Genomic DNA, 10,685 nt, shown 5'->3' with positions numbered 1-10,685 from the left:
AAGGTCCCGCTCTTCTTGCGTGGAGTGCGCCTCGCGGCGCGGGTGCCTACCAGCGATAGGTCGCGGTGCCCACCACCTTGCGGCGCTCGCCGTAGCCGCAGCTGTACTGGTCGCAGCTGCGGCCCACGTAGATCTTGTCGGTCAGGTTGCGCACGTTGAGCGCGAGGCTCCAGTTCTCGAAGTCGTAGCCCACCATCGCATCGACCACGGTGTAGGAGGGGATCTTCGCGATCGAGGAACTGTTGGCGCCCCAGGTCGAGCCGACGAAGCGCACGCCCAGGCCGGTCTTCACGCCGTTGCCGAAGCGGTAGTCGCCCCAGATCGCGATCTGGTTGCGCGGCGTGGCGATGAGCTGCCTGCCGATCTTCTCGGGGTTCGCGTCCGCCGTGATCTTGGCCGAGGGCGTGTAGGTGTAGGCAGCGACCAGGTTGAGGTTCTTCACCGGCTCGAAGGTGGCCTCGAGCTCGAGGCCGCGCACGCGCACCTCGCCGGTCTGGCGCGGCACGAAGTCGGAGTCGAAGGTCACGATGTTCTTGCGCCGCAGGTCGAACAGGGCGGCGCTGTAGCTGCTCTTGGTGCCCGTGGGCTGGTAGCGCACGCCGACCTCGTACTGCTTGCCGGTCTCGGGCTGGAACGGCTTCTTGGTGTCGGGGTTGATGAAGGTCGAGGGCGAGAACGACTCGGAATAGCTCACGTACGGCGCGATGCCGTTGGGTGCGAGATAGACCAGGCCGGCGCGCCCGGTGAACTTGCGGTCGACCTGGTAGGAGGTGCTGTTGTCGTCGAGCCGGTTGATGCTGAAGACGCTCGCGCGGTCCCAGCGGCCACCCAGGGTGGCGACCCAGCGATCGCCCCACTTGATCTGGTCCTGCAGGTAGAAGCCGGTCTGCACCAGGCGCACGTACGAGTTGGTGCTCGGCGTGGCGGGCAGCTCGAAGGGCGCGCCGTAGACCGGCGCGAAGACGTCCAGCTGCGGGCCGGCGCCGTAGTACTGGACCGTGTCGAAGCTGCTGCGCTGGTGGTCGAGGCCCGCCAGCAGCGTGTGCTGCCAGGAGCCCGCTTTCAGCTTGGCCTGGATCTGGTTGTCCATGGTGAAGAGGTCGCCCTGCTCGGGGCTGCTGGCGAACAGCTGGCGGTTGACCACGCGGTAGTTCAGCGGGCTGAACGGGTTCTCGGGATCGAGGGTGGCGAAGCCGCCGCCGTAGATCTGGCGGTAGTCGGTCTTGATCTTGCCGTAGCGCGCGCTCTGGCGGATGGTGATCGTGTCGTTCAGCCGCGATTCGAGCTGGTAGCCGACGTCCCACTGCTTCTGGTTGAAGCGGTCGAAGTCGGGTTCGCCGAGGAAGGTCGAGGTCGCGATGCGGCCGTTGGGCGAGGCCAGCAGCGAGGCTTGCGGGGGCAGGAAGCCGTAGGTGTTGCCGACTTTGTAGTTCGTGTAGTGCGCCATCAGCGTGATCGAGGTGTCGCTCGAGGGCCGCCAGGTGAGCGAGGGCGCGAAGTACTGGCGCTTGTCGGCCGCGTAGTTGACCTGCGTGTTGCTGTCCAGGCCGAGCGCGGTGAGGCGGTAGAGAAGCTTGCCCTCGGCGTCGATCGGGCCCGAGAAGTCGGCCGCGATCTGTTTCTGCGAATGGTTGCCGACCTGGACCTGGATCTCGCGCAGCCGCTCCTCGGTCGGGCGCTTGCTCACCACGTTGATCATGCCGCCGGGACCGGTCTGGCCGTACAGCACGGACGAGGGGCCGCGCAGCACCTCGATGCGCTCGGCGCCGTAGCCCTCGAGGCGCCACACCGCGTAGTTGGAGTTGTTGCGCACCTGCATGCCGTCGAGATAGAAGCCCGGCGAGTAGGCGTCGAAGCCGCGCAGCGTGAGCCAGTCGAAGCGGCTGTCGAGGCCGTCGAGCATCTTCACGCCCGCGGTGTACGCGAGCGCGTCGGACAGGCGCGTCACGCCGAGCGAGCTGATGCGATCGGCCGTCACCACCGAGATCGACTGCGGCGTCTCGATGATCGGCGTGTCGGTCTTGGTGCCGGTGGCGCTGCGCTTGGCCACGTAGCCGTTCACGCGGCTGGTGGCCGAGGACTCGGTTTCGGAGTTGACGGTCACCGGCGGCAGCGTCTGGCCGCTCTGGCCGGTGACGGGGGCCGTGCCGGCCGGCGGCGCGTCGGCGGTCTGTGCCGCGGCGCAGAGCCCCCACAGCGCGGTGGCGGTTCCGAAGGCCGCCACGAGCGAGGCATTCAGCAGGCGTTGGCGGGGCAGGGGAAGGTTGCGCATGAAAGTTCTCTTCATTGTTGAGCCGGCCGGATTTTAGTGAGAATGGTTCTTATTTGTGTGACATGGTTACAACAGGTGTTCCCCGAGGCATGCGCTTTTTCTGCAACCGGGTGGCGAAATAGTTCTTTCGTATTTATGCGCCGCGCCTGACGTGCGGCGCGAGCAGCTCGAGGCCCTGGTGCAGCGCGGGGAAGAGGCTCAGGTTGAAGTTGTTCCAGCGCAGCTCGAGGATCGAATCGCCGGGCCCGATGTCGGTGCCGAGCACGTCGAAGATCACTTCGCCCGAGTCGATGCCGTTGTCCACGTAGTGCAGCGACGCACCGGTCTTCGTCACTCGTGGCGCGGGCACTTTCGCCATCGTGTGCCAGTCGCTCACCCGCAGGCCCTGCGCGCCGTGCAGCGCGTCGAGCGTGGCGTGCGCGCCGCGGCGCTCGTAGGGCGACTCGATGCGCGTGATGCCCGGATGGATGTTGACCATGCGCCGATGGAAATGCGCGCCGGGCCGCACCAGCTCGTCGAGGATGATCAGCAGGCCGTCGAGCACGACGATGTCGGCCTGCAGCGTGAGCAGCTTGTCGAGCAGCGTGCGCTCGTAGGCGCTCTTCGCGGCCGGCCGCTCCGCCGCGTCGAGCGGCAGCCGGCGGTAGGTCGACGGCACCGCGTGCAGCATCTCGCGCAGCAGCCGTCCCTGCACGCGCTGTTCGGCCGGGAAGATCCACGCCTTGTCGGGATGCCAGGCGAAGCCGTAGTCCCGCAGGGCCGCCTGGTCGCGCGGCGACTGCTCGTCGTCGTCGTAGACGATGCCCTCGAGCGAATACTGCTCGCCCAGCGGCGTGTGCTCGAGCGCGTGGGCCAGGTACTCGAGCGGCGATTTCATGTAGCGCTGGCCGCCCTGGTAGGCGATGTGCTGGCCGGCCTTGTCGGCGGCGCCGTTTCTCAGCGAAAGAACGTAGACGAGCTTTGCCTTGGGCATGGATGTGTGCGGGTTGGGATGGACGAACGCCGGCGGCGACCGCTCGCAGGCGGGCCGCCGCCGGTACCTTCGTGAAGAGACGCGGGGGCGTCCGATCTGTTCACGCCTCGGCGGCGCCGGCCTCGCGATGCCGCGGCGCGAGCGGGCAGGCCCCGCAGTGCTCCTCGCCGGGCAGCAGGTGGTAGAGGCAGCATTGCCGGTGCAGCCGCAGCGGTGGGCGGGGATCGCCCGCCGGGCGCGGCAGCACGCGCTGCCGCCCGTGCATGGGGTTCGCGCCCTGCAGGCTCTCCGGGGCGCGCGGCCAGCGGGTGGCGTACAGCAGGTGCTCGCGGTCCTCGGCGACGCGGGCCATGCCGCCGGTCAGCGCATGGGCCTGCGCGAGGATCGGCTCGAGCACGCGCGCCACGTCGCCCCAGAGGATCTTCGGCGCCACCTTCGTGAGCGCGCAGAGCGCCTCGAACAGCGGATGCAGGTGCCGCCACAGCAGGGCCTCGTAGCGTTGCGCGGTGTCGGCGCCGGGCAGCGGCATGCCGATCTCGCGCAGGTGGAAGTCGATCGGACCGCCGCCGGCGTCGAGCCGCACCCAGACCTCGGCGGCATCCATCGGGAACACGTGCTGCACCACCGTGGCCGCGGCCACCACCGGCGGCAGCAGCGCGCCCAGGTAGTCCAGCACCCAGGCCGAGGCGACCGCGCGCAGGTCGGGGCCGGCCACCTGCCGCACCGCGGCCTGGCGCTGCATCAGGGCGCGCAGCGCGTCGCCGTGCAGCAGGCTGTCGACCCGCAGTGCACCGGGCGGGATCGCGTCCGCGCACTGGAGGCGTTCGCCCATCGGCGCGAACTGGCCCTGGAAGAACGGCTTCAGCAGCGCGAGCATGGGTGGGCTCGCCCGCGACACGGGCAACGGATGGGGCGGTACATCACGCAAGGACGTTCGGCCACGCCGCATGTTCATCGCCGGCTGCGCGATGAACATCGGCGCCGCTGGCGCGTCTACCCCGCAAGCGGCGTCGTGCCGCCGGCAATCCGTGCCCTGCGGGGCCGTGCAATCGCCCCTCGTGGCGGAAAGAGTCTTCGAATGACATCCCCTGGCGGCCACCGCTCCGAGGCCATGCGCCTGCTGCGACCCTTCCTGCCCTGGATCGCGCTGTCCGCGATCACCGGCGTGTGCGCCGGCGTGGCCACCGTGTTCCTGCTGCGCACCATCAACGAGGTGCTCAACCAGCGGGGCGGCATGGCCGGGGGCCTGCTGTTCACCTTCATCGGCCTGTGCCTGGTCGCGCTGTTCGGGCGCATGGCCTCCGACGTGTCGACCAACTTCGTCGGCCAGCGGCTGGTGGCGCAGGTGCGCAAGAGCCTGGCGCAGAAGATCCTCGCCGCGCCGATCGACGCGCTCGAGCGCTACCGCACCCATCGCCTGATGCCGGTGCTGTCGCAGGACGTCGACATGATCAGCGACGCGGCCTTCGTGCTCTCGTCCACGCTGATCGCGCTGGCGGTCGCGCTCGGCTGCCTGACCTACCTGGCGGTGCTGTCGCTGCCGCTGTTCTGCCTGCTGATGGTGGCGCTGGTGCTCGGCGCGACGGCGCAGATCGTGGCCCAGACCCGCGCCGAGGCCGGCTTCTGGAAGGCGCGCGAGCACGAGGACCAGTTGCACAAGGCCTATCGCCAGATCAGCGAGGGCGCCAAGGAACTGCGCATGCACCGCGAGCGCCGCGTCGGCATCTTCGGCGGCCAGATCGAGCGCATCGTCGACGACATCCGCCGCGTCAACGGCCGCGCGATCAACATCCACGTCATGGCCACCGCCTTCGGCTCGGCGCTGTTCTTCCTGCTGATCGCGCTGATCCTCGGCTGGGCCGCGTTCCGCAGCACCGAGCCCGCGGTGCTCAGCGGCTTCGTGCTGGTGCTGCTGTTCATCAAGGGGCCGATCGACATCATCGCGGGCACGCTGCCGAACGTCGGGCGCGCCAAGGTCGCTTTCAAGCGCATCGCCGACCTGTCCGCGCGCTTCGCCACGCCCGAGCCGCATCTGCACCTGGAGCGCGCCGGCGGCGGCGCCGCGATGGCGCAGGGCATCGGCATGCGCGGCGTGCGCTATGCCTTCGACGCGCCCGAGGGCGAGGCGCCGTTCGTGCTCGGCCCGATCGACCTCGAGCTGCGCCGCGGCGAGATGGTCTTCGTGGTGGGCGACAACGGCTCGGGCAAGACCACGCTGATCAAGCTGCTGCTGGGCCTGTACGCGCCGCAGCAGGGTGAGGTGCTGCTCGACGGCGCCGCCGTCACGCCGCAGTCGCGCGACGACTACCGCCAGCTCTTCACCACCGTGTTCTCCGATTTCTACCTGTTCGAGGACCTGGTGTCGCGCGAGAAGGGCGAGGCCGCCGCGCACGCGCTGCCGCAGGCGGCGCTGCCCTACCTGCAGCGGCTGGAGATCGCGCACAAGGTGAGCGTGAAGGACGGCGCCTTCAGCACCGTCGACCTCTCGACCGGCCAGCGCAAGCGGCTCGCGCTGGTGCATGCCTACCTCGAGGGCCGGCCGGTGCTGGTGTTCGACGAGTGGGCGGCCGACCAGGACCCGGCCTTCCGTCATCTCTTCTACACCGAGCTGCTGCCCGAACTGCGCGCCAAGGGCCACATGCTGGTGGTCATCTCGCACGACGACCGCTACTTCCACGTCGCCGACCGCGTCATCACGATGCGCGCGGGACGCATCGCCGAGGACCGCGCGCGCGCGCCCGGCAGCCTCGCGGCCTGAGGCGCGGCCCGCGCACGCCCACACCCAACAGACAGGAGTTGAGATTCATGCAGCACATCCATGACCTGATCGGCGTCGGATTCGGCCCGTCGAACATCGCGCTGGCGATCGCGCTCGAGGAGAAGCGCCATGGCGGCCGGCCGGCGGACGCGCTGTTCATCGAGCGGCAGCCCAGCTTCGCCTGGCATCCGCACATGCTGCTGGAGCAGGCCCACATGCAGATTCTCGTTCCTCAAGGACCTCGCGACGCTGCGCAATCCCACCAGCCGCTTCACCTTCATCAACTACCTGCACGAGAGCGGGCGCCTGCCCGACTTCATCAACCTCAAGAGCTTCTTCCCGAGCCGCCACGAGTTCAACGACTACCTGGGCTGGGCCGCGCGCCAGTTCGACGATGCCTGCGCCTACGGCGAGGAGGTGTTCGAGGTGCTGCCCGAGAAGCAGGGCGCCGAAGTGCCGCTGCTGCGCGTGCGCTCGCGGCGCGAGGGCGGCGGCGTGCAGGAGCGGCTCGCGCGCAACCTGGTGGTGAGCATCGGCGGCACGCCGCGCATTCCCGAGTGCTTCCGGCCGCTGCGCGGCGACGGGCGCGTGCTGCATTCGAGCGGCTACCTGCGCGACATCGCCAAGGTGCTCGATGGCGGCGCGGGCCGGCGCATCGCGATCGTCGGCGCGGGCCAGAGCGCGGCCGAGATCTTCATGGACCTGCAGGGCCGCCCGGGCGCGCCGCGGGTCGACTTCGTGATGCGGGCCCGCTCGATCCGGCCGTCGGACGACAGTCCGTTCGTCAACGAGGTCTTCAACGTCGACTTCACCGACTATGTCTACAGCCGCCCGAGCGAGGAGCGCGCCGCGCTGCTCGAGGAGGTCGCGCAGACCAATTACGCGGTGGCCGACCTCGACCTGATCCAGCAGATCTACAAGGTCTTCTACGACCAGAAGGTGGCGCGCGGCGAGCGCCTGCGCATGCTGCGCCAGCACGAGGTGCGCGCTGTGCGCGCCTCGGCCGACGGCATCCACCTGCAGCTGCGCGACCAGGACGCGGGCGTGGAAAGCACGGTGCGCTACGACGCCGTGGTGCTCGCCACCGGCTACGAACGCGAGCAGCACAAGGGCCTGCTGCAGCCGCTGGCGCCGTACCTCGGCGACTTCTCGGTCGACCGCCACTACCGCCTCGAGGCCACGCCCGATTTCCAGCCGGGCATCTTCCTGCAGGGCGCTTGCGAGGACAGCCATGGCATCAGCGACACGCTGCTGTCGGTGACCTCCGTGCGCACCGGCGAGATCGGCAACGCGCTGCTCGCCGCGCTGCCGCGCATGCGCAGCGCGGCGCGCGAGGACGTCCGGGTGGCGCAGCTCTAGGCACGGGGCCCGCGTCGCCGCCGGCGCGGCGGCACGGACCGTCGTCCCGTGCGGTCATGCGCGGCCGGCGCCGGTCCGCGTCCCGCCATGTGCGCCGTCTTTTTCCCCCGGTGTCCCGCGCGCCGGGCGCGAGGGGCGTCCTCCATCGCCCGCTTCCGCCGAATGCCCCGTTCCTCCTCCATGCGCAGATTCGTCCTTCCCCTGTTCCTCGTGTTTGTCTCGGCCACCGTCGGGGCCGGCTATCTCTGGACGAGCCGGCCCGCGGCGCCCGCGGCCTCGGTCGCGATCGCGCGCGCGGACATCGAATCGAGCGTGACCGCCGTCGGCACGCTGCAGCCGCGGCGCTACGTCGATGTCGGCGCCCAGGTCTCGGGACAGATCCTGCGGCTGGCGGTACAGCCCGGCGACCGGGTGCAGAAGGGGCAGCTGCTGGTGGAGATCGATCCGAGCGTGCAGCGCGCGACGGTCGATGCCGGGCGCGCCTCGCTCGCGGGCCTGCGCGCGCAACTCGCCGACCAGCGCGCCCAGCACCGCTGGGCCGGGCAGCAGCATGCGCGGCAGCGCAGGATGGCCGCCGACAACGCGACCCGCGAGGAGGACGTGCAGTCGGCCGAGGCGACGCTGGCCTCGGCCGCGGCGCGCATCGACAACCTCGCCGCGCAGATCGCCCAGACCCAGGCCACGCTGCAGGCCGACGAGGCCCGCCTGGGCTACACGCGCATCTTCGCGCCCATGGCCGGCACCGTGGTCTCGGTCGACGCGCGCGAAGGCCAGACCCTCAATGCCACCTACCAGACGCCGAACGTGCTGCGCATCGCCGACCTGTCCTCGATGACCGTCTGGTCCGAGGTCTCGGAGGCCGACGTGCGGCGCGTCAAGCCCGGCATGGCGGTCTACTTCACGACGCTCGGCGCCGCCGACCAGCGCCGCTGGAGCGGCACCGTGCGCCAGCTGCTGCCCGCGCCGCCCACGCCCGCCTCGAAGACCGGCAGCACGGAGAGCGGCGCCACGCCGACCGGCGCGCCGAGCAAGGTGGTGGTCTACACCGCGCTGTTCGACGTCGACAACGCCGATGGCGAACTGATGCCGCAGATGACCGCGCAGGTCGCCTTCGTCGAGGCTTCGGCGAAGGACGTCGTCGCGGTGCCCGCGGCGGCGCTGCTGCCGGCAGGGGCGGGCGCCGCGGACCGGCCCTCGGTGCGGCTGCTGCACGCCGACGGCTCGATCGAGACCCGGGCGATCCGCATCGGCGTGCGCAACCGCGTGAGCGCGCAGGTGCTCGAGGGCCTGGTGCCCGGCGACCGCGTCGTGGTCGGCGCGCTGGTGCCGGGGGCGCCCAAGCCGTGAGCGCGGCGGCGCTGATCTCGCTGCGGGACATCCGCAAGTCCTACGGCCGCGAGGGCGACCCCGACAGTCCCGCCACGCAGGTGCTGCGCGGCATCTCGCTGGACATCCATGCCGGCGAGTTCGTCGCGATCGTCGGTGCCTCGGGCTCGGGCAAGTCCACGCTGATGCACATCCTGGGCTGCCTCGACCGGCCCAGCGGCGGCCGCTACCTGTTCGAGGGCGAGGACGTGGCCGGCTTCGATGCCGACGCGCTGGCCTGGCTGCGCCGCGAGGCCTTCGGCTTCGTGTTCCAGGGCTATCACCTGGTGCCGACCGAGTCGGCGCGCGAGAACGTTGAGATCCCGGCCCTCTATGCCGGCATGCCCGAGGCCGAGCGCCGCGAACGCGCCACCGCGCTGCTGCGGCGGCTGGACATGGGCGCGCGGCTGGACCATCGGCCGAACCAGCTCTCGGGCGGCCAGCAGCAGCGCGTGGCGATCGCGCGCGCGCTGATGAACGGCGGGCGCATCCTGCTGGCCGACGAACCCACGGGGGCCCTCGACAGCCGCAGCGGCGCCGAGGTCATGAAGCTCCTGCGCGAACTCGCGGACGCGGGCCACACCGTCATCCTGATCACCCACGACCGGCAGGTCGCGGCGCAGGCGCGGCGCGTGATCGAGATCCGCGACGGCGAGATCGTGGCGGATTCCGGCGCCGTCGCGACCGATGCGCCGCCGGCGCATGCCGCCGCCTCGAGGCGCGCGGGCCCGCGCTCGCAGGCCTCGCTCGCCGCCGACCTGCACGAGGCCGCGCGCGCCGCCTGGCGCGTGATGTGGGCCCATCGCTTCCGCACCGGGCTCACGCTGCTGGGCATCGTGATCGGCGTGGCCTCGGTGATCGCGATGCTCGCGGTCGGTGGCGGCTCGCAGCGGCAGGTCATGGCGCAGTTCGAGACCTTCGGCGTGCGCACCATGTTCCTCGCCGCGCGCGAGGGCAGCGTGCGCTCGCCCGTGGCGCCGCTGACCTTCGAGGATGCCGAGATCGTGGCCGGCGTGCCCAACGTCGAGGACGTCGCGCCCTACATCGAGGACCGCGTGGTCGCGCGCCGCGGCAACGTCGACCATGCCACCGAGGGCGGCGGCACCACGCCGGGCTTCGCGCGCGTGCTCGGCTGGGGCGTGAGCGAGGGCCAGATGTTCGACGCGCTCGACGAGCGGCGCGTGGCCAAGGTGGCGGTGATCGGCCAGACCGTGCGCCGTGCGCTGTTCGCCGACGGCAGCGATCCGGTCGGGCAGGACATCCTGATCGACAAGGTGCCGTTCCAGGTCGTGGGCGTGCTCGCGGCCAAGGGCTCCACCGACGGCGAGGACCAGGACGAACGCGTCATCGTGCCGTTCTCCTCGGCCGCCGCGCGGCTGTTCGGCCACCGCAACCCGACCTGGATCGGCGTGCAGGTGCGCGACCTCGAGCAGGCCACGCAGACCGCCGAGGCGATCGAGACGGCGCTCGCCGAGCGCCGCCGCGTGCGCGACGTGCGCGTGTGGAACCGCGTCGAGGCGATCCGCGTGCAGTCGGCCACCGCGCGCGCCATGACCGTGATGCTCGGCCTGATCGCCGCGATCTCGCTGGTGGTCGGCGGCATCGGCGTGATGAACGTGATGCTGATGACGGTGCGCGAGCGCACGCGCGAGGTCGGCATCCGCATGGCGACCGGCGCGCGCCAGACCGACATCCTGCGCCAGTTCATGACCGAGGCCGTGCTGGTCACCTCGGTGGGCGGCACCGTCGGCGTGGTGGCCGGGCTGCTGATCGTCGCGGGCCTGATGCTCGCGAGCGTGCCCGTGGTGTTCTCGCTAGCCGCCACGCTCGGCGCCTTCGGCTGCGCCGTGCTGACCGGCCTGGTCTTCGGCTTCATGCCGGCGCGCAGCGCGGCCCGCCTCGATCCCGTGGTGGCCCTCGCATCCCAGTAGGCAGCGACCGTGCGCCCCTTTCGTCCC

General features: G+C 70.9%; 6 protein-coding genes and 1 pseudogene. 4 read left to right on the top strand and 3 right to left on the bottom strand.

Features of this window, described 5'->3' with window-relative positions; genetic code table 11:
• Positions 1–46 precede the first annotated feature (46 nt).
• The 3 genes from AC1HIL_RS27155 to fhuF form a co-directional block, all read right to left on the bottom strand.
• The gene (locus AC1HIL_RS27155; RefSeq protein ID WP_261214320.1) at positions 47–2,272 is read right to left on the bottom strand and encodes a TonB-dependent siderophore receptor; all 2,226 of its coding nucleotides are present in this window, start codon (positions 2,270–2,272) and stop codon (positions 47–49) included.
• 133 nt (positions 2,273–2,405) lie between these two features.
• Positions 2,406–3,245, bottom strand: a complete 840-nt coding sequence (locus AC1HIL_RS27150) for a formyltransferase family protein (protein ID WP_261214322.1) — start codon at positions 3,243–3,245, stop codon at positions 2,406–2,408.
• A 100-nt stretch (positions 3,246–3,345) separates the two neighbouring features.
• Entirely contained in the window at positions 3,346–4,122 is a 777-nt protein-coding gene (fhuF, locus tag AC1HIL_RS27145; protein ID WP_479670473.1) for a siderophore-iron reductase FhuF, read from the bottom strand.
• 201 nt (positions 4,123–4,323) lie between these two features.
• Here fhuF and AC1HIL_RS27140 point away from each other — a divergent pair, with 201 nt between their 5' ends.
• The 4 genes and pseudogenes from AC1HIL_RS27140 to AC1HIL_RS27125 all read left to right on the top strand — a co-directional run bounded on the left by AC1HIL_RS27140 (position 4,324) and on the right by AC1HIL_RS27125 (position 10,658).
• Positions 4,324–6,003, top strand: a complete 1,680-nt coding sequence (locus AC1HIL_RS27140) for a cyclic peptide export ABC transporter (RefSeq protein ID WP_479670472.1) — start codon at positions 4,324–4,326, stop codon at positions 6,001–6,003.
• Positions 6,004–6,050: 47 nt separating this feature from the next.
• Positions 6,051–7,362: pseudogene (locus AC1HIL_RS27135) on the top strand (lysine N(6)-hydroxylase/L-ornithine N(5)-oxygenase family protein).
• A gap of 180 nt (positions 7,363–7,542) precedes the next feature.
• Positions 7,543–8,709 (top strand): efflux RND transporter periplasmic adaptor subunit, encoded by a 1,167-nt coding sequence (locus AC1HIL_RS27130; RefSeq protein WP_479670471.1) that lies wholly within the window; start codon positions 7,543–7,545, stop codon positions 8,707–8,709.
• On the top strand, positions 8,706–10,658 hold the full coding sequence (locus AC1HIL_RS27125) for a MacB family efflux pump subunit (protein ID WP_479670470.1): 1,953 nt from the start codon (positions 8,706–8,708) through the stop codon (positions 10,656–10,658). The genes AC1HIL_RS27130 and AC1HIL_RS27125 overlap by 4 nt, the downstream gene beginning before the upstream one ends.
• Positions 10,659–10,685: the final 27 nt, after the last annotated feature.

The sequence above is a fragment of the Variovorax sp. ISS6 genome, assembly GCF_056523145.1.
The sequence above is the reverse complement of the archived record's forward strand: the minus strand, read 5'-3'. Positions and strand labels throughout refer to the sequence as shown.

Excerpts from the sequence above, each read along its gene's own strand:
- AC1HIL_RS27130 (WP_479670471.1), top strand. The coding sequence starts at position 7,543 with ATGCGCAGATTCGTCCTTCCCCTGTTCCTCGTGTTTGTCTCGGCCACC.
- fhuF (WP_479670473.1), bottom strand. The coding sequence starts at position 4,122 with ATGCTCGCGCTGCTGAAGCCGTTCTTCCAGGGCCAGTTCGCGCCGATG.
- AC1HIL_RS27150 (WP_261214322.1), bottom strand. The coding sequence starts at position 3,245 with ATGCCCAAGGCAAAGCTCGTCTACGTTCTTTCGCTGAGAAACGGCGCC.
- AC1HIL_RS27155 (WP_261214320.1), bottom strand. The coding sequence starts at position 2,272 with ATGCGCAACCTTCCCCTGCCCCGCCAACGCCTGCTGAATGCCTCGCTC.
- AC1HIL_RS27140 (WP_479670472.1), top strand. The coding sequence starts at position 4,324 with ATGACATCCCCTGGCGGCCACCGCTCCGAGGCCATGCGCCTGCTGCGA.